An 18,777-nucleotide genomic window follows, 5' to 3' on the forward strand; every position below is an offset into this window, starting at 1 on the left:
TCTCCCCCGTCACATCAGGATCGTGGAGAAGGTACCGATCCGCTCGAAGCCGACGGCCCGATAGAGAGCGCGGGCAGGGCCGTTGTAGTCATTGACGTAGAGGCTGATGCGCGGAAATCGGGGAGCGATGAGTTCGCAGGCCTGAGCCAGGAACGCCTCGGAGAGGCCTCGTCCCCGAAGACGCGGGGCCAACCACACACCTTGCAGCTGGCACATGTCCCCCGCGGTCAGCCCCAGGTCCGTTTTGAAGATCACGTTCCCCTCCGGGTCCGTGGCGAGCACGGTGCGCCCCGTCCTGGCCGAATCGAGGACTCGGTCCGTGTACCCCTGCGGATTGCGATCCATGGGCGAGTACCCGACTTCCTCCGTGAACATCGACACGCTCGCGGGCAAGAGAGCGTCCAGGTCCTCGGCCTCGGCCCACCGCACGGGCGAGAGACCACGCGCGGTTTCCCGCTGCGCTGCCCGCCGGGCCGCCTCGGGATCGGCCAGACTCATGAAGGGCTGGTCGGGGCGGACGTCGAAAGGCAATGGCATGTTTCCGCGAATTCTCTCCCACAGGGGCATGACCATGTCGGCCGGCCCGAAGACGGACGCCGGCTGTTTGTGGGTCCGCAGGACATAGTCCGCGACCCGGGAAAAATGCTGCCGTTCCAGGTGAATCGGAACCAGATTGGCCCCCAGCCAGACGGCTCCCGCCAGGACCGGGAGACCGGCCTCTGCGCCACGTTCGGCGGGTTCGAAGACACCGACGAAGGGCGAGGCCGAATGCATCCTGGTCAGGAACGATGGCCTGGGCAGGCCAATGCGTTCGTAGTGTTCCAGGGGGAACAGATTCGCCAGGGGGCTGCGCCCGATGAGGGAGAGGAGGTCGGCGTCGTCGTCCACGGTCAGTGGACGCACGGTGGGGCCCGAGATGCGTTCGCCTCGCTGTGCCAAGAATTTCACGACGTCACTGCTTCCGGGGTCAGAAGATTTTCACCGGGTCGAAGATGTCCGCGGCGATCAGCAGAACCGACATTCCCATGAAGGCCACGGCCACGACGTACGTCAGCGGCAGCAAGCGAATGGGGTCGAAATGTCCGGGGTCCGCTTTTCTTCTCAACCTGGCCCAGAGCCTGCGTATTCCCTCCCAGAGGGCGCCCGCGACGTGTCCGCCGTCGAGCGGAAGCAATGGGATCAGGTTGAACACGAAGAGGCTGAAGTTCAGGGTGCCCAGGACGGACACGATGTACCCGGCCTTGGCAAAGGTCGGGATGTCCTGGGTCGATGCCACCTCGCCGGCCACTCGGCCCACACCGACCACCGACATCGGAGAATCGGCTGGGCGTTCCTTCTGTGTAAAGAGGGCGACGCCGACATCCCACACGCGCACGGGAAGCTTGATGATCACTCCCCCGATCTGGCCGAAGGTTTGCCCGATGACCGGTGGGATGTCCCCCACCGTTCCATCGCGCAATTCCTGTTCCGGCCCGATGCCGACGAAGCCGACGTCCTCCGTTTTGGGCGTCCCGTCCGCCTTCGTCTCCGGAACGCCGGCAGCGTTGGTGACCGGACGTTGCGTGATCATCGGGGTCATGCTCAATTGCACGTGCCTGCCGTCCCGGTCGACGACGACCGGAACCTCCTGGTCGCCGTGCTCGCGAATCAACCGGGTCAACTGGTCCCAGGATTCGATGTCCTGGTCGGCGAAGCGGACGATCCGGTCGCCAGGCTTCACTCCCGCATCGTGGGCCGGGGCCGCGGGGTCATCGGGTCCGCAATCGGTTCGCTGGGTGTCCTGACCGGCCTGGACCTTGTGGATGCACTCGTTGACCGACTCCACCTTGGTCGTCGGCTCGTTGGTGCCGAAAGAGAGCACCACGATGCTCAGGCACACGACGCCGATCAGAAGGTTCATGCACGGCCCGCCCAGCATGATGACGATCCGCTTCCATATCGGCAACTGGTAGAATTGCCGGTTCTCGTCACCTGGTTGCAGGCGTTCCGCCTCCATGCTGCGGGTCTCGGCCGCCATCTGCTGGACGAGTCCCGTGGAGTCGCTCGTGATCCTGCGGCCGTCCTTGTCCGGCGGGTACATTCCGATCATCGAGATGTATCCACCGAGCGGTATGGCCTTGATCCCGTACTCGGTCTCCCCCTTGCGCCGAGAGAACAAGGTCTTTCCGAATCCGATCATGTACTGGGTCACACGCACGTTGAACAGCTTGGCCGGAATCAGGTGCCCCACCTCGTGCAGCGCGATGGACACAGCAATGCCCACCGCCATGACGAGCACACCGACCACAAACATCAGCCACGAGCCGCCCAGGACTTGAGAAAGATCCACACAGTCTCCCGTTCATTTCTTGTGCGGACCGGTCATCGCCCGCGAGCTCGATTCTACGAGCACCCGGCACGTTCCCGGTCGCTCCGCGCCGTGCCGTGCGCGAGTCCAGGCTGGGACGGGCCCGGCCTCAGGCCGGATGAACCACCGCATCGGCGACAATTCGTGCGTTACGAGCGATTCCGGCGGATTGCACCCGCCCCTGGGACGCGCGTGCCGTCGTCGTCACGGTGCCTTGGGGCTGGCTGATCAGCAGGTCTCCGTCCGGCGTCGGGTCGGCACATTCATCGAGCAAGGTGCCTCCGAGTGCCGACGCCCCGCCGAGCGCGATGGCCGCCGTCACGGGGATCGCATGGTGGAAAACCCCCAGGGATGTCGTTCAGACTCCGACCTCATGCGGACCCTCGGCATGATCCAAGCAGGAGACCCTGGGTATCGCCGCGCTCGCGGGCAACCCCATGTGGCGTCCCGCTTCCTTCCGCAGGACTTCGAGACGATCCAGAACTTCGGTCCGCACGTTGAGCTCCTCGGGCGTGGCCCCGACGGGCAGTCCGAGGTCCTCCGCCCGAACGAGGACCAGCGGGTTCGTGATATCGACCAAGCTCGCCTCGAGGCCGGCTTCGGGAAGAAAGGACATGGGTCCGCACGGCAGGGCGGCTCCGGTCTGCTCTCCCCCGGGCGCTTCGAATCGCATATCAATCCGGGGTCCGGCGGTGAGCACCCCGGGCATCGAGAAGTCGCCAGACCGAGGAAGGACTCCCCCGGAGAGCACGTGCTCGAGCTCGTACACCGCCTGGGTATTCATGTTCCACACCCGAACCGAGAAACGCTCGCCCACGCCACGGACCAGGCCACGAGACAGGGCGTAGGCACTCACGGCCGCGCTCAGGTTCCCGCAGTTGCCGCTCAGATCGACGTCGGGCCTCCGAGGATCGACCTGGACGAACAAGGTCACCAGGTCGACGTCGTCCGGGCACTCCTTCGCTCCGGGCAGGCCGGCGATCACCTCCGGCACGTCCACGGCCATGATCTTGCTGTTCGAGGAAGCTCCCCCGCCCAGACCGTCGACGGCCAAAGGGTCGGGGCTGCCGATCAGCGCTACGCACAGCGCGTCCCTCTCCGAGGGCTCGCGAGGCAGATCGCGAATTCTGAGGAATACGCCGCGGCTGGTCCCACCGCGGACGATGGATACGGGCAATCCGTCGGTCGTCATGGTGACCACCCTCTCAGAGGCCCAGCGCCAGAGGTATGACGGCGAGGAGCCCGGGCACGACGATCGTCAGACCCAGCGAGGTCGCGAGGAACATCCTGAAGACGTCGTTCTGCTTGTCCTGTTGCGCGTTGGCGACCACGAGTGTGCCAGCGATGTGGATCGGGTTCATCACCATGAGCCCCGAAGGGACCGCAACCGCCGCCACGATCCAAAAGATATGCGGGGAATCCGCGAAGAAACCGAAGACCAGGGGCATGGTCAGGCTCAGCACACCCAAGGCGGAGGACTCCACATTGCACAGGACGGCGGTCAGGTAGGCCAGGACCAGGAGGAGAATCGCCCCTGAGGCCACGCCGCTCATCGAGTTCTGGATCGAGTCGATGGTTCCCACGGATTCCAGGAGACCGAGATACGTCAGTAGGCCCCCGATCAGCAGGGTCGCTCCCCACGGGACGCGCCCCAGCATGTCCTTCTGCTGCGGGTGGAAAATCAGTTGCAGCACCGCGGTGACCGCCATGGCCGTGAGCCCGACGTCGAAGCCGAAGGCGATCACGCACACCACGAACAGAACCAGACCGATGATCGATGCCACCGCATAGGCAGTGTTGATCGATGCGGAGCTGGAGTCGGAACCTTCCTCGACCTGTGAGGCGCGTGGTTCTACGAGTGCCTTGCCTCGCTTGGCCAGGTTACGGAAGAGCACCTGGAGCACAGCGAGCGCGACGGCGGTGACCACGACCGCCACGACCCACAGGCCCCAGCCGGAGTAGGAGACGCCGGCCTTGCTCGCCAGGTGTTGGAGCGTGGCTCCTGTGGGGTTCAGAGGTGACATCCCCAAACCGATAGCTCCCATGATCACGCCCAAGGCGTTGATCAAGTATGTGCCGGGGTAGGTCACGGAAACGAAAGCGATGATCGGAACCAGAATTGCTACCGGCCCCGTGCTGAAGATTCCGACGGTCGAGAGGAATCCGCCGAGCAGGAAGCCGACCCATGGAATCAAGCCATGGCGCGGACCGACCAGTCTGAAGACTCCGTTGATGATCCATCGGATCGCCCCACTGAGCTCCAGGTGGCTGAACATCAGGGAGACGCCGATGATCAGCACCACCAAATCGGCGGGGAAGCTCTTGTACACCTCGTCCGGGGAGGCTCCGGAGACGATGAGCAGCACGAATGTCGCGCACAAGGACAGAATCCCGATGTTGATCTTTTTCCACACGGCCCCGATCAGGATCAGGATCAGAAGGACCAGGGAAACGGTCTGGGGCAGAGTCAAGAATCTCTCCAAAGTCAGCGTCGAAGAAGGTGAGGGCCGTTCAGGACCATTCGCCGGAAGCAGGGAAGAGTTCAGTCGGTTCGACGCCCGAAGGCGGATGCCGGACTCCTCATGCGAAACGATGGGTGGCGAGGCCCAAGTCACCGTATCAGCAGAGACACTTCGCCTCGGAATGCATTAAGTGGCACTCGCCCGGTCGTCGGAGGGGCACGACCGTGCGGAGCATACCGTTCCATGCCTGGCCTCGCGGCAGCTTGTTCGGCATGCGAACGAGCATTGTGCGATCTCACCGATCCGATGTGAGCTGGAACAATCGTCGAAGGGAGAACCATGTCCGATCAGTCGGTGGACGTCGCCATCATGGGGGCAGGCCCTGCCGGCCTCATGCTTGCCCACCTGTTGCGCCGCGAAGGGTTGTCCACGGTCACTGTCGATTCCCGGGGCGAGGACGAGATCCATCGGACGCACCGGGCAGGGATTCTGGAACACGGTTCCGTCGAGATGCTCACCCACGAAGACCTCGGGTCACGGGTGCTGTCCGAAGGACACCGGCACGACGGCATCGATCTGCGTTTCGACGGAGAATCCCATCGGGTCGATTTCCGCGAACTGGTCGGCGAATCGGTCTGGCTGTATCCGCAGAACGAGGTCTTCCACGACCTCGCCTCGGCCGCGCACCGTCACGCCATGGACGTCCGCTACGACGTGTCCGAGGCCCGCCCCCTGGACATCGACTCCGAGAACCCTGGCATAGGCTTCGTGGAATCGGACGGCTCCAGCCGGGTGGTCCGTGCCCGATACGTCGTGGGTGCCGACGGGTCACGATCCGTGTGCCGCAACGCTATTCCGGAGAACCGGCGCACGCACTCGTCGACCACCTACCCGTTTGCCTGGTTCGGAATCCTGGCCACCGCGGCCCCGAGCGCCCCTGAGCTCATCTACGCTCGGTCCCCGCACGGATTCGCGCTCATCTCACAGCGCAGCGCGGACGTGCAACGCATGTATTTCCAATGCGACCCGGACACCGACCCGGAAGCGTGGAGTGACGAGGATATTTGGAACGAGCTCCAAAAGCGCGTCGAAGGCCCGGATCACCTGACACTGAAAACCGGCCCCATCTTCGAGAAGACAGTGCTCAAATTCCGGTCCTTCGTGTGCGACCCCATGAGATATGAGCGGTTGGTCCTGGCCGGCGACGCCGCTCACACGGTTCCGCCCACCGGGGCCAAGGGTCTCAACCTGGCGCTCGCCGATGTTCGCGTCCTCGCTCCGGCGCTGGCCTCCGCGGTCGGAGGCAACACGGGTTTGCTGGACGAGTATTCCTCGACCGCCCTCGCACGGGTCTGGAAGGCGCAGAATTTCTCCTACTGGATGACCGGGATGTTGCACCAGGATCCTGAGGAGGGCCCCTTCGCCGCCGCGAGGCATCGAGGAGAGCTGCGATCCCTGGTCGATTCCGTGCACGGTCGGGCCTTCCTGGCCGAGCAGTACACAGGATGGCCTGACAGCCCGACCACGTCCGGGTGACCTATCCGAGGCCGGCCAGTGTCCGGGAATAGCTGTAATCGGTCTCGGCGTCCTTGGCCAGTTGCCAATATGACAGTTTCGACGCTCCCTGCTGGACGGCATAGCTCTGGAGCTCCCTGGCGTCGTCCTGGGTGAAGTCCTGCTGGTTGGCGCTCTCGCCCATACTGAAGGTCACTCCGAGTCCTGGACGTTGCTCGCCGTACAGCTCCGCCAGCTGCGCATTGGTCCCGTCGATTGCGTATTTTCCGGAACGGACGGTGTCCTGTTCTTTGCCGAAGTCCATCGTCATGATGTTCACGGTATTGACCGCCACGGCCTTGGTCGCGGCATCGGACAGCACACCCTGAGCGTCCGGACCCAGCCCTCTCGGCTCGACCGGGAAGGTGTAGTCGACCGTGACTTCGGGCCGTTCCTGCTGGAGCTGGGCCAGGGCCTGGTTGCGGCGCTGGTTGGCGGCGTCATCCTTCTGGGCCCCTTGTTCGAGGTCGAAGTCGAGGTGCGTGACCCCATATGTGTCCACGACCTGCCTGTAGGCTTCGGTGATGCGGCCGACGTCGTCGCACGTGTGGGCCAAGAGGTTGTCCCGGTTGCCCGCGCCCCCGAAGGAGATCGTGGCAGCGCCACCGGCCTGCTGATACTGCGCGATCTGTTCCTGAAGATACCCCGGCCCCTGCCCGGCGGCCGCGTCCCACTGGAGATCGCAGCTTCCGGGACGCGCGTTGAGGAATGCCAGGGTCGCCGCGGACACGCCGGTAGCTGCCTGGTTGTCCTGCAACGTGTGGACGTTGGACTCGCTGACGTTGAGGTACGGCGAGATCTCGTGTGAGGCCGTGGTCGCCTCCGATGCCTGGGCCGCCGGGCCCGCGAGGCCCAGAACACTGGTGCCCAGGAGCCCGGAGACGATGACCGTGCGGGAGAGCTTCATGGTGATCCTTTCGACAATCGGCGATACCGACGGTACCGGAGACACCTCGCCCTATCGCGGTGCGGCCTAGCCGACGATGCCGAATTTCTTGAGTCGCTGCCGATCGGCGGCCGTGGCGGACAGCTGCAGCTCCAGGAGCTCGGAATAGATGCCACCCGAGGTCGCGAGCTCGCTCGGCGTGCCGACTTCCCTGATCCTCCCGTTCTCGAGCGTCACGATGCGGTCCACGGCGGAGATCGTCGACAGCCGGTGCGCAATGATCAGGCTGGTTCTCCCGATCATCAACCGGTCCAGCGCCTCCTGCACCACGCGTTCGGACCGGGTGTCCAGCGCGCTGGTCGCCTCGTCAAGGATCAGGATCGGCGCGTCCTTGAGAATCGCACGGGCGACCGCGATCCTCTGTTTCTGTCCGCCCGAGAGCTTGAGACCGCGCTCGCCGATCAGGGAATCGTAGCCGTCCGCAAACTGCCGGACGAAGACATCAGCGTTGGCCTGCGTCGCGGCCTCCACGATCTCCTCCCGCGTGGCCTGGGGCCTCGCATAGGCGATGTTCTCCGCAATGGTCCCGGAGAACAAAGACGAATCCTGGAACACCATGCCCATGGCCGCGCGCATTTGCCCCAGGGTCGAGGTCGAGGTGTCGAATCCCGCGACCGTAACCCTGCCCTCGGTGGGCATGTACAGCCCCTGAAGGAGGGACATCAGGGTGGATTTCCCTCCCCCGGACTCGCCCACGAAGGCCACTTTCTCGCCCCTGGACACGGCCAGATTGATGTCCCGGAGAACGGCCTGCTCGCCGTCGTAGGCGAAGGCAACGTCTTCGAAGGTAATGACCGGGTCGGGCAGGTTCTCCGACGAATTCGACGTCGAGGCCGGCTCGTCGCGCCCGTCAGTAGAGACTCGGTTGATCGTGGCGGTCACCGTCGGGGCCACCACGGAGCCCGACCGTGGATCGTCCGGCAGGTTCATGACCTCGAAATACTCGCGGGATCCGGCGATCGCACGCTGCGCCGAGTCGATGATCCACGAGAGCATCGCGACCGGTTGGGAAGCCATCGCCATCAACTGGATCATCAGCACCATGTCGCCGAGGGAGAAGTCGCCTTCAAGGGTCTTCCAGAAGATCAACAGGTACATCAGGAAGAAGACAATGTTCAGCGCCGACCTGCGGAAGTTGTCCATGCGGTGCCAATGCCGCGACTGGTCCTTGGTCAGTGACACGGTATCCGTGAAGTGCCGGGTGAAGGCCGCGAGCTCCCGGGCCTGGGTGCCGAAGGACTTGACCACCCGCAGTTGCGAGATCACCTCGTTGAATCGTCCGCCGGCCAAGTCGATGTGCTCGTTCTTGTCACGTTCCCAGACCTGCCACTTCCGGCTGGTCAGACCCGTGAGCCACAAATACGTCGGATAGATCACGAGCAACAAGATGGCCAGCGGCCAGTAGTAGACGAACATGATGATGAGCACCGCGATCGTCGTGATGATGGTCGAAAAGAAGTTGTTCGACATCGACTTGATGAAGAACGTGACTTCCGCGATCGACCGGTTGAGGCGGGAGACCACGGACCCCGTCAGCTGGGTGTCGAAGTAGCTCTGCGGCAGGCTCAACAATTTGTGGAAATACCGGGTCGAAAGAAGGGACCGCATGCGCTGCCCCATGATGTCGCCCAGGTAGCCGCCGTAATTCGAGATGAACGTGCTGAACAGCTGCATAACCAGGTACAGCCCGGCGAACGTAAAAATGATGCGGACGGTCGACTCGCCGTGCCCGTTGAGAGCGGCGACCACGGCGTCGGTCGCGAACTTCAGCACGAAGGGTGTGGCGAGCGATCCGACCGCGGTGAGCACCGAACAGATCAGGATGCCGAGATAGAAGGGCCAGAGCGAGCCGGTGGCCCTCATGATGCGAGCAATGCTGCGCATAGTCTTCTCCTTCCAGAGCACGACGCCGCGATGTCGGAAGGGGGCACGGCGGTCATCGGACGGTGTGATCAGCGTCCGCGGTCGTCGACCGCCGAAGCGAAATCAGCGCAATGCTTGAGTGAGTTGGATGGCTCGTTCCAGGAACGCGTCCACCTGAGCCTCGTCGTAGGCGTGTTTGGTGGTTGCGGGCCTGAACGAAGCGCTGCGGATTTTGGCCGGCGAGATGTCGTCGGAGTTGCGGAAGTAGTCCAGCAGCTCCCTGCACAGACGGTCCACGTCGCCCACGAAGTACCCTTCGGTGCGGCGCCTGGCGGGGCGCCGGAACCGTTCCCCGTCGGGTCGCTTGAGCCTCCCCATCACGAGGTCTGCCAGGCCTGATGCGTGGTCGTGCCAGGCATCTTGTCCTTGATTCCGGAGGACGTCGTTCTTCTCGACCTCGGCGAAATGGTCCTCGTAGGATTCCAGGGCCCGGTCGACATCCGCCGGCCGGTAGCCGCCCTTTTCCTGGTCGAACTCCGTGCCTCGGATCTCGGCGGCGGTAATCGTCAGCTCCGGGTTGCCGGCGCGCAGGGATTCGGCCTGCTGGCCGCACCGGTCAAGGATCTGCCGAACCTGGTAGGTCGAGTATCCCTTGTGCTTGCGCGGGACCCGACCTATGCGATGGGTTTCTTGCGTCGCCGTGACGGCGGCGTCATTGGGCTCTCGGACCGATGAGCCGGGCATGGCTTCCTCCAGTGAATATCGGGTTGGGTCAGACCAGCAGTGCGGCGAAGATGACGTAGCCGATGGCCGCGGCGAAGACGATCGAATCCAACCTGTCCATGACTCCGCCATGGCCGGGAAGGATGTTGCTCATGTCCTTGATGCCGATTTCGCGCTTGACCATCGATTCCGCGAGGTCCCCGACCGTGGAAGCGATGACGAGCAACACGGCGATCACCAGCCCATTCCACCACGGCCCGTGGAGCAGGAAGACTGCGCACAGCACTCCCACCACCATGGAACCGACCATCGAGCCCGCGAATCCTTCCCACGTCTTCTTGGGGCTGATTCTCGGGGCCATGGGGTGCTTCCCGAACAGAACGCCCGCGACGTACCCCCAGGTATCGTTGCCGATGGCCATGAGCACGATCGTGAATACCTTGGCGGCCCCATTGTCCTCACGAAAGATCAGGACCGCAAGGGCCAGCATGAACGGAACCCAGCTCATCACGAAGATCCCGCCCATGATGGACTGGAGCATTCCGTCTTTTCGCCCGAAGGCCCTCCAGAGAGTCAGCAGAACCACCGCTCCGAGGACCGACAGGATCAGGGCTTCTCCCCCGCCGTAATAGGCGGCGAAGGGAAACAGTGCGCCCGTCACGACGGCGGGCACGAGTGGGACCCGCATTCCCCTCTTGTGGTTGAGGGACCGACCGACTTCCCACGTGCCGACGGCGGCCGCGAGGGCCGCGAGGGCCACGATCACCAGCGGGACAAAGAACAGTCCGATGATGACGACGACGACCAGACTCGCGCCGACGCCGATGGCGGCCGGCAGATTTCTGCCGGCCTTGGACTGTTTCTTGGGCGAGGTCGAGGGGTCTGCGGGAGACGACATCAGACCTCGAGCAGCTCGGCTTCCTTGCGCTTCAGCAGGTCGTCGATCTGCTCGACGTGCTTCTTCGTGATGGCGTCGAGCTCTTTCTCGGCCCGGTTGCCCTCGTCTTCGCCGGTCTCGCCGTCCTTGACGGCCTTTTCGATCGAGGTCTTGGCCGTGCGCCGGATGTTGCGCACCGAGACGCGGGCATCTTCTGCCTTGCCCGAGACCATGCGCACGTAATCCTTGCGACGCTCCTCCGTGAGCTCGGGCATCACCACGCGAATCACGTTGCCGTCATTGGCAGGATTCGCGCCAAGGTCGGAATCGCGCAGGGCCTTCTCGATGTCGTTGAGGGAGGTCTTGTCGAACGGGGTGATGAGGAGCGTGCGGGCGTCGGGGTTCTGGAAGGAAGCCAGCTGCTGCAAGGGGGTCGGGGATCCGTAATAGCTGACGAGCACGCCGGAGAACATCGACGGGTTGGCGCGGCCGGTGCGCACGGCGGCGAAATCTTCCTTCGCGGCGTCGACGGCTTTGCCCATTTTGGTACGGGCATCGGACAGGGCTTCTTCGATCACTTCGATCTCCTCATTCTCTGTGCACCCGGCTGTTCCGGCCGGGCCGCTACAACGTGGCACCGGCCCGAACGGACCGGTCGCGACGTCGGCGAAAGTCTCCTGAATCAGTCTAGCCACCCCGCTCCGGACGGGGCTAACCGCCGTACCCGTAGGACTAGGCGGTAACCAGCGTGCCGATCTCCTCACCGAGGATCGCGCGTGCAACGTTGCCCTCACCCTGCATGCCGAATACGCGCATGGTCACGTTGTTGTCCTTGCACAGGCTGAACGCCGTCTGGTCCATCACACGGATGTCGCGGTGAAGGGCTTCGCCGTACGTCAGGTGGGCCAGCATCTCGGCGTCGGGCTCAACCTTCGGATCCGCCGTGTAGACACCGTCGACGCCGTTCTTGGCCACCAGCACCTCGTCGGCACCGATCTCGAGGGCTCGCTGGGCCGCCACGGTATCGGTCGAGAAGTACGGGAGACCCGCTCCGGCGCCGAAGATGACCACGCGATCCTTCTCCATGTGGCGGATGGCGCGCCGAGGGATGTAGTTCTCGGCGACCTGGGCCATCTCGATGGCCGACTGCACGCGGGTGTTCACCCCGCTCTGTTCGAGGATGTCCTGGAGGGCCAGGGAATTCATGACGGTGCCCAACATGCCCATGTAATCGGCGCGCGAGCGATCGAGACCGGCCGAGGAGAGTTCAGCCCCCCGGAAGAAGTTGCCGCCCCCGACGACGATCGAGGTTTCCGCCTGCCCAACGGTCGAGGCAATCTGCTCGGCGAACTTGCGCACGACTGCGGTGTCGATGCCGACGCGGCCGCCGCCGAAAACCTCTCCAGAGAGTTTGAGCAAGACGCGACGCCGGTGGGGTGCGGCTGAGGGGGTGGTATTGACGGACATTGATCCTCCTGGGCTCCCGGCCCTGCTGGTCGTGGTTGGTCTGCGCTGTCGCAAACAGCTTACGCAAAGAGGGAGCGCCCACTCTCGGTGGACGCTCCCTCAATCACTGGGTTTGTCAGTTGCCGACGCGGAAACGCACGAACCCGGTCGCCTGGGCGCCTGCCTCTTCCAGAACCTGGCCGACGGACTTCTTGGAGTCCTTGGCGAAGTCCTGGTCGAGGAGGGTGTTCTCCTTGAAGAAGCCCTTCAGACGGCCCTGGACGATCTGCGGAATGATCTTATCGGGCTTGCCCTCGGAACGAGCGGTCTCTTCGGCGATGTGACGCTCGGACTCGACCTGCTCGGCCGGGATCGCGGACTCGTCGAGGAACTTCGGTGCCATGGCGGCGATGTGGACGGCGACGTCGTGGGCGACTTCCTCGGCGTCCTTGCCATCGACGGCGAGGAGGACGCCGACCTGTGCGGGCAGGTCCTTCGAGGTCTTGTGCAGGTAGACGGCGACGTTGTCGCCCTCGAGACGTGCGACGCGGCGCACGACGACCTTTTCGCCGAGCAGGGCGCCGGCCTCGGTGACCTGCTCCTCCACGGTCTTGCCCTTGGAGGTGGCCTTCAGGAGGTCCTCCAGGTTGCCGGCGTCCGCGCTCACGGCCGCCTCGAGAACGTCGTTTCCGAATTCGATGAACGGAGCGGACTTCGCCACGAAGTCGGTCTCCGAGTTGACCTCGACGAGGTAGCCGACGCCGTTCTCGACGCGCGCGGCGACGAGGCCTTCAGCGGTTGCGCGGCCCTCGCGCTTGGTGACGCCCTTGAGACCCTTGACGCGGATGATCTCCATGGCCTTCTGCTGATCGCCCTCGGCCTCGTCCAAAGCCTTCTTGACATCGAGCATGCCGGCACCGGTGCGTTCGCGCAGCGCCTTGATATCGGCTGCAGTGTAGTTCGCCATCTGAACTCCTTAGGTTTTGTGATGAGCACGTCGACGCAGGGCCGGGCCGGTGCGGCCCGGCCCTGCGGTTGCTGTGCGGTCCGATCGTGCGCGGACCGGTCAACTGGGAATTAGTTGGAAGAAGCCTCGGCGGATTCCTGAGCCTCGGTCTTCTCCGATGCCTCGGGCTCCGAAGCCTTCTCGGAGGTCTCGGCATCAGCTGCCTTCTCGGAGGTCTCAGCGTCGGCGGCCTTCTCTGACTTCTGGGCCTCGTGCTGCTCGAGAAGTTCCTTCTCCCACTCTGCCATGGGCTCCTCGGGGGCGTCCGCCTTGCCGGCCTGCTTGTTGTTGCGCTCGAGCAGGCCTTCGGCCACGGCGTCGGCGACCACGCGGGTCAGCAGGTTCACGGAGCGGATCGCGTCGTCGTTGCCCGGGATCGGGAAGGCGACTTCGTCCGGGTCGCAGTTGGTGTCCAGGATCGCAACGACCGGGATGCCGAGCTTCTGTGCCTCGTCGACCGCGAGGTGCTCCTTCTTGGTGTCGACGACCCACAGCAGCGACGGGGTCTTGGACAGGTTGCGGATACCGCCCAGGGTCTTCTCGAGCTTCTCGAACTCGCGACGGAGGAGGAGGAGCTCCTTCTTGGTGTACTGCGAAGCGGCGACGTCGTCGAAGTCGACCTGCTCGAGTTCCTTCATGCGCTCGATGCGCTTGGAGACCGTGGCGAAGTTGGTGAGCATGCCGCCGAGCCAACGGTGGTTGACGTACGGCATGTTGACGCGGGTTGCCTGCTCCGCGATGGCTTCCTGGGCCTGCTTCTTGGTGCCCACGAAGAGGATGGTTCCACCGTGTGCAACGGTTGCCTTGACGGCCTCGAACGCGCGGTCGATGAATTCGAGCGACTGCTGCAGATCGATGATGTAGATGCCGTTGCGCTCGGTGAAGATGAAGCGCTTCATCTTCGGGTTCCAGCGGCGGGTCTGGTGACCGAAGTGGACACCGGAATCGAGCAGCTGGCGCATAGTTACGACGGGCATGTCGTCTCCTTTGGTGCGGTACGCCCCACGTGCTTCTGGGTCACGCACCGTCCTCGTAGTTATCGGTTGTCTCGGGTGGACACAAGCCCACCGCATTCCTGGCGATCTGCGATTCCCCGCCGGGAGGCCCCGAGCGGGTCCTGAACCGGCCGTTACCGCCACCGTGCGGGTGGCGGACCGTTGGCTGGCACCGTCCTGCGTCTGCCGAAGGACGCACAGGTCACGCGAAGTCAGCGGACACAGATCGTCCACTGCTACGGCAACTATACAGCACGCGCGAATTGTCCACCGACCAAATATTCACCGATATCAATCACACTTTTCCACTGACAACGAGCGGGCCCCTCGCACGACGCCGACCCGAACCGTGAGCGGCGATGTACTGACGTCATGCGTTCACGTCTCGCGTTGGTTCTGACCACGCTCACGGTCCTGTCCGCAGGTTGGACCGCACCGTCTGCGACACCCCTCCGCGTCCCATCGTGGAGCTGGCCCCTCTCCCCGAGGCCACCTGTTGTTCGCCCCTTCGCGAAACCCGTCCAGAAATGGACGGCGGGACACCGCGGCATCGACCTGGACTGCGCCAAGGCCCAGGAGATACGGGCCCCCACATCCGGGACCGTATCCCACTCGGGCTGGGTCGTGGATCGTGGCGTCATCACCATCACCACGGACGACGGACTCCGGACCAGCTTCGAGCCCGTGATCGACCAACTTCCGAGAGGAACACACGTCACCGCGGGCACCGTCGTAGCTCGCCGTGATCCCGAGCTGCGGCACGAAGGCTGCGCCTCGTGCCTGCACTGGGGCGTCAGAGACGGAGACGAATACATCAACCCGCTGAGCCTGGTGGGAGCGCTGCATCCCTCCGTCCTCCTGCCGCGGTCTCGTGGCCCCGGCCCCTAGCGGATGAGCCTGGGCGGGGCCGTGGCGCACTGGCACGTTCCACGCTGTGAACCACACTCTGCCGCGGATTCCGAAATCGCCTAGGGTGATGGTGCAGTGCCCGACTCAGAGCCTGCGGGCTCGGAAGGAATCCATCACTCGTGACCATTCACTACGTCAGCCGCCACAAGATCGCAGTGGCCCTGGGCATGACTCCGGCCGCTATCCAACAGCGTCATAATGCAGGCACCATGCCGAAGCCCGACGCGATACTGCACGGGTCCAAGACGTCCGAATGGTACGGCTGGAAGACCGAAACCATCGAGAAATGGGCTCCCACCATCGGTCGCGACGTCGATTGGTCACGCACGGGAAAATGAACCCGCAATGCCCCCCTGCACACGCCCGGTCCGTCGCTCGGAAGGGGTCGGGGGAAGGCCGAGAGCCCGCCGCGCCCGGATCGTTCCGGGCCGGGCGGGCCTGGTGGTAGGGGGTGCGGGGCTTGAACCCGCGACCAAAGGATTATGAGTCCTCTGCTCTGACCAGCTGAGCTAACCCCCCGAATGCAGGGTCTGGATCCCGCAGACAACGGGACAGACCGGCAATCCAGGATACCGCATCCCGCGGCAGCGAACGTCCATCCGCTTGTCGGTCGGGGCGCGGCCTTCGAATCACTGGCCTTCTGAGCCGCTGTACGAGCCGTCGTACATGGACTCGAAGACGTCCCAGGTCTTGTCGACATCGTGCTTCTTGACCATGGTGTGGCTGACCTCTCCCATGCGACGTCGCTCTTCGGGCGTCGCGGAGAGCACGCGCGCCAACTTCTCGCCGAGGTCCTGCTCGTTGCCCGGCTCGAAGAGGTATCCGTTCTCTCCTGCCCGGACAAGGTGCGGCAGGGCGAGAGCATCGGCGAGGACCACGGGCTTCGAGGCCGACATGGCCTCGAGCGTCACGAGCGACTGCAACTCGGCGGTCCCCGGCTGGCAGAAAACATCGGCCCGGAGATATCCGGCACGAAGCTCGGCGTCGGAAACGAACCCGAGGAAATGCACCCGGTCCTCAACCCCGGCGTGACGGGCGACCGCCCTGAGATCGTCCTCGATCTCGCCGCTGCCGGCGAGCTCCAGATGCGCGTCGAGCTCCTCGGGCAACAGTGCCAGGGCCTTGATCAGCACGTCGATGTTCTTCTCGACCGCCAGGCGACCGGCGAAGAAAATCACCGGGTGGTCGCGCTTGTCGATCTCCTCCCCCGGACCCAGTTCGTAGACCGCAGAGTCAATGCCATTGGACACGGGGATGACGGGCGTCGCAAAACCGTGGTCGTGCATGGCCTTCGCACCGATCGGCGTCGGCGTCGTGACGTGATCGGCCCGACCGAGCACCCGCTCCATGTCCATCCAGGAGCACTTCGCAATCACGTCCAGCGCGAGCTTCGGGAACGGGAGGAAAGGGTTCAGGTTTTCCGGCATGAAGTGGTTCGTGGCCACCAACCGGATGCCCCGCCGCTTGCATTCCCAGGACAGCATGCGGCCAATGATGTAGTGGCACTGGATGTGCACGACGTCGGGCTTGATCTCCTCGAGCAACCGGCCGACCCTCCGTTGCATCTCCCAGGGGAAGCAGAACCGGAAGTACGGGTGTGTCGGCGGGTGGTGGGAACGCAGCCGATGCTCGGTGATGCCATCGATCTCGATGTCGTACGAAGGCCCGCTGGTGGTCCGCGCCGCAAGCACGTGCACGTCGTGACCGCGATCCCGCATGCCCTCCGCCAACCGGTGCCCGAACTGTGCGGCACCGTTGATGTCCGGCGGATAGGTGTCCGCGCCGATGAGGATCTTCAAGGGTCTGGTAGTCATAGCTCGGTCGCGTTCCGTCGTCTGCTTGGTGGGTCGTGGCGTCCACGCGGTCCCCCACAGTCTACCGACCGAGGGCGAGCTGTCCCTCGTCTTCGGGTGAGGCGTATTTCATGGTTCGACCGGTCTTCGCCAGGGAACATGCGAAGACGCCCGCCCACCAGATGGTGAGCGGGCGTCTTCTTCGGCTTGAGGCCGGTAACTCGTGAGCCGAGTCAGTTCTTCTTGAACAGGCGGCCGAGGAACACGAAGAATGCTCCGACCGATACGGCGAATGCGGTCAACGGCTTCCACCGAGCCTTGATGTTCTCCGGGTCGGACACGTTGGCGGTGAAGTTCGAGGCCGCCGACTTCGCCCGGTCCGGAGCCGACTGGGCATCGGACTTGGACTTGTCCACGAGTCCTGTCGCGGAGGACTGGACGGAGGAGAACTGATTCCCGAAGTCGTCCCGGAGGGACTTCAGATGGTCGCGGCGGGCCTTGGTCCGCTGCTCCAGCTGATCCTGGGTGGGCTGCGCATTCTCCGGCGCCTGACCGGACTTCTCCTGGTTCTTCTTCTCTTCCTTGGCCTTCTGCTTCTCGTCGGCCTTGGCCTCCTGCTTCTCCTGCATCTCACGACGCACACGGCTGGAGGTGTAGGACGAGCCTTCCTTGGCAACCCCGAGGTCGTAGAGGAAGCCGAAGATCGCGGATTCCGGTTTGAGCGGAAGCTGCTTCTTGATCTTCAACAGGCCGATGAGCGCGAAGATTGCCAGCAAGACAATGAACAAGGCGGCAAAGAGCAGCGCCGAGAGCCACAGCGGCATCACGGTCGCGAGACCGGCAATGGCCGCGCCGATCAGAGCAATGGTCGCGAAGAGCAGGAAGACGAGGCCGACCACGACGAAGGCGGCACCCACGCCGAGCTTGACGCCCTTGTCCTTCATCTCCAGCTTGGCGATCTGGATTTCGTCCTTGATCTGCTTGGGGCCCAAGCGGGAGGCCACCTTGCCGATACCCAGGACCTGGCTGGCCCCAGCCTTCAGAGAGCTGACGCCTCCCCGGTATGAACGGGGCTTCTGCTGGTCAGTGGTCTCTCCGTTGTCGATGGAGTGAGACATCAAGCCTCCCTAGTCAATGTCATTGAATTTCACAGCCAAACCTATCATTTCTGGGGCGACATAGAGAGTTGTGCCACGTGAGAACGGGCTTCTGAGTTTTTTTGTTCTTCTGGGGAACCTGCTCACGAACCGAATACCTCGAACTATTTCAGATCCGTACCACGTGCCGGTCCGAGCCGGAGCCGCGGGACGGCGCCCTCGCCCGCCCGCCGGTTGGCAAGACTGCGGCTTCGACCGCCCCCGCTCGCGCGGCGTCCATCGTCTGCAGAACCCCTTCGAACGAGAAGAGGAAACGTTCCGAAATTCGATTGCGTCACTCGCCGAAAGAATTTCAGGGAACGACGACGTCGTCACGATCTGCACCGTGAATCGCACTTTCATTGCCCATTGTTGGAGTCGACCCCCTCAGCACATCTCGGCTCTTGTGATGTCGAGCAGCGGGTTCCAGGCAACATCGGATCCCGGGCCCGGCCGGCCCTCGAGCGGCAACCCCTTAAAAGGAGCCCCGAAGCGGCTCCGGGCGGTGTCTGACGAAAAAAGCCCGGAATACCTGGCTACTTGCCTGATATTCCGGGCTCCTGTGGCTCCCCCGACTGGATTCGAACCAGTAACCCTTCGATTAACAGTCGAATGCTCTGCCGTTGAGCTACGGGGGACCGCTACTGACGTTCTTCAACGCTCGCAACAGCACTAAACTCTACAGGCTTCGCTGACACGACGCAAAACGGCCCCTCGGTG

At 63.9% G+C, this 18,777-nt stretch carries 16 protein-coding genes, 2 tRNA genes and 1 pseudogene; 3 read left to right on the plus strand and 16 right to left on the minus strand.

What is annotated here, in order from left to right:
• Window positions 1-9 precede the first annotated feature (9 nt).
• From AB0Y14_RS09040 to AB0Y14_RS09055, 4 genes and pseudogenes are all read right to left on the minus strand, one after another.
• Window positions 10-948: a GNAT family N-acetyltransferase gene (locus AB0Y14_RS09040; RefSeq protein ID WP_436588939.1), complete on the minus strand. Its 939-nt coding sequence runs from the start codon at window positions 946-948 to the stop codon at window positions 10-12.
• A 19-nt stretch (window positions 949-967) separates the two neighbouring features.
• On the minus strand, window positions 968-2,293 hold the full coding sequence (locus AB0Y14_RS09045; protein WP_436589118.1) for a M50 family metallopeptidase: 1,326 nt from the start codon (window positions 2,291-2,293) through the stop codon (window positions 968-970).
• Window positions 2,294-2,456: 163 nt separating this feature from the next.
• Window positions 2,457-3,539: pseudogene (locus AB0Y14_RS09050) on the minus strand (PrpF domain-containing protein).
• Window positions 3,540-3,552: 13 nt separating this feature from the next.
• Complete coding sequence (locus AB0Y14_RS09055) at window positions 3,553-4,818, minus strand: SLC13 family permease (protein WP_436588940.1); 1,266 nt, start codon at window positions 4,816-4,818, stop codon at window positions 3,553-3,555.
• A gap of 330 nt (window positions 4,819-5,148) precedes the next feature.
• Here AB0Y14_RS09055 and AB0Y14_RS09060 point away from each other — a divergent pair, with 330 nt between their 5' ends.
• Window positions 5,149-6,345 carry a 4-hydroxybenzoate 3-monooxygenase gene (locus AB0Y14_RS09060; RefSeq protein WP_436588941.1) on the plus strand — a complete coding sequence of 399 codons (1,197 nt, stop codon included), beginning with the start codon at window positions 5,149-5,151 and terminating at the stop codon, window positions 6,343-6,345.
• A gap of 1 nt (window position 6,346) precedes the next feature.
• On the opposite strand, the gene AB0Y14_RS09065 is transcribed toward AB0Y14_RS09060, so the two are convergent.
• The 8 genes from AB0Y14_RS09065 to rpsB all read right to left on the minus strand — a co-directional run bounded on the left by AB0Y14_RS09065 (window position 6,347) and on the right by rpsB (window position 14,201).
• Window positions 6,347-7,270, minus strand: coding sequence for a hypothetical protein (locus tag AB0Y14_RS09065; protein ID WP_436588942.1), 924 nt, complete (start codon window positions 7,268-7,270; stop codon window positions 6,347-6,349).
• A 66-nt stretch (window positions 7,271-7,336) separates the two neighbouring features.
• Window positions 7,337-9,193 (minus strand): ABC transporter ATP-binding protein, encoded by a 1,857-nt coding sequence (locus AB0Y14_RS09070; protein ID WP_436588943.1) that lies wholly within the window; start codon window positions 9,191-9,193, stop codon window positions 7,337-7,339.
• 102 nt (window positions 9,194-9,295) lie between these two features.
• Window positions 9,296-9,916: a DivIVA domain-containing protein gene (locus tag AB0Y14_RS09075; RefSeq protein ID WP_436588944.1), complete on the minus strand. Its 621-nt coding sequence runs from the start codon at window positions 9,914-9,916 to the stop codon at window positions 9,296-9,298.
• A 28-nt stretch (window positions 9,917-9,944) separates the two neighbouring features.
• Window positions 9,945-10,793, minus strand: a complete 849-nt coding sequence (locus AB0Y14_RS09080; RefSeq protein WP_436588945.1) for a phosphatidate cytidylyltransferase — start codon at window positions 10,791-10,793, stop codon at window positions 9,945-9,947.
• Complete coding sequence (frr, locus tag AB0Y14_RS09085; RefSeq protein WP_436588946.1) at window positions 10,793-11,350, minus strand: ribosome recycling factor; 558 nt, start codon at window positions 11,348-11,350, stop codon at window positions 10,793-10,795. The genes AB0Y14_RS09080 and frr overlap by 1 nt, the downstream gene beginning before the upstream one ends.
• Before the next feature lie 154 nt (window positions 11,351-11,504).
• Window positions 11,505-12,239, minus strand: a complete 735-nt coding sequence (gene pyrH, locus AB0Y14_RS09090; protein WP_436588947.1) for a UMP kinase — start codon at window positions 12,237-12,239, stop codon at window positions 11,505-11,507.
• Window positions 12,240-12,354: 115 nt separating this feature from the next.
• Window positions 12,355-13,185, minus strand: a complete 831-nt coding sequence (gene tsf, locus AB0Y14_RS09095) for a translation elongation factor Ts (RefSeq protein ID WP_436588948.1) — start codon at window positions 13,183-13,185, stop codon at window positions 12,355-12,357.
• Window positions 13,186-13,295: 110 nt separating this feature from the next.
• Entirely contained in the window at window positions 13,296-14,201 is a 906-nt protein-coding gene (gene rpsB / locus AB0Y14_RS09100; RefSeq protein ID WP_436588949.1) for a 30S ribosomal protein S2, read from the minus strand.
• A gap of 390 nt (window positions 14,202-14,591) precedes the next feature.
• Here rpsB and AB0Y14_RS09105 point away from each other — a divergent pair, with 390 nt between their 5' ends.
• Together AB0Y14_RS09105 and AB0Y14_RS09110 are read left to right on the plus strand one after the other, a co-directional pair.
• Window positions 14,592-15,107: a M23 family metallopeptidase gene (locus tag AB0Y14_RS09105; protein ID WP_436588950.1), complete on the plus strand. Its 516-nt coding sequence runs from the start codon at window positions 14,592-14,594 to the stop codon at window positions 15,105-15,107.
• 140 nt (window positions 15,108-15,247) lie between these two features.
• On the plus strand, window positions 15,248-15,466 hold the full coding sequence (locus AB0Y14_RS09110) for a hypothetical protein (RefSeq protein ID WP_129315736.1): 219 nt from the start codon (window positions 15,248-15,250) through the stop codon (window positions 15,464-15,466).
• Window positions 15,467-15,570: 104 nt separating this feature from the next.
• On the opposite strand, the gene AB0Y14_RS09115 is transcribed toward AB0Y14_RS09110, so the two are convergent.
• From AB0Y14_RS09115 to AB0Y14_RS09130, 4 genes are all read right to left on the minus strand, one after another.
• Window positions 15,571-15,647 (minus strand) — tRNA-Ile (locus tag AB0Y14_RS09115).
• Between the two features lie 110 nt (window positions 15,648-15,757).
• Window positions 15,758-16,942 carry a glycosyltransferase gene (locus AB0Y14_RS09120; protein ID WP_436588951.1) on the minus strand — a complete coding sequence of 395 codons (1,185 nt, stop codon included), beginning with the start codon at window positions 16,940-16,942 and terminating at the stop codon, window positions 15,758-15,760.
• 212 nt (window positions 16,943-17,154) lie between these two features.
• Window positions 17,155-18,039, minus strand: coding sequence for a phage holin family protein (locus AB0Y14_RS09125; protein ID WP_436588952.1), 885 nt, complete (start codon window positions 18,037-18,039; stop codon window positions 17,155-17,157).
• A 581-nt stretch (window positions 18,040-18,620) separates the two neighbouring features.
• Window positions 18,621-18,695: transfer RNA gene (locus AB0Y14_RS09130), tRNA-Asn, on the minus strand.
• Window positions 18,696-18,777: the final 82 nt, after the last annotated feature.

It is taken from the genome of Rothia sp. HC945 (assembly GCF_051370785.1).
Lineage (GTDB): Bacteria > Actinomycetota > Actinomycetes > Actinomycetales > Micrococcaceae > Rothia.